Annotated in this window: 1 protein-coding gene; it reads left to right on the forward strand. The window is 64.9% G+C overall.

Annotation, left to right across the window (positions count from 1 at the left end; genetic code table 11):
• On the forward strand, positions 1-225 hold a 225-nt coding region (locus IY392_RS18895), incomplete at both ends, for an FAD-dependent oxidoreductase (protein WP_194862054.1).

Consider the following 225-nt stretch of genomic DNA (forward strand, 5'->3'; position numbering starts at 1 on the left):
GTGGTGATCGTCGGGGGCGGCTACATCGGACTTGAGACGGCCGCCTCGCTACGGGCACTGGACCTGGACGTCACCGTGCTCGAGGCGACCACTCGCGTCCTCGAGCGGGTCACTGCTCCCGACGTATCAACGTTCTTCGAGCGGATCCACCGAGAGGAGGGCATCGATATCCGGACGTGCGCCAAAGTCGCAGCATTAGTCGGAGACGACTGCGTCCGCGAGGTC

Origin of the sequence: Dietzia sp. SYD-A1 (assembly GCF_015356725.1) — a bacterium.
Classification (GTDB): domain Bacteria; phylum Actinomycetota; class Actinomycetes; order Mycobacteriales; family Mycobacteriaceae; genus Dietzia.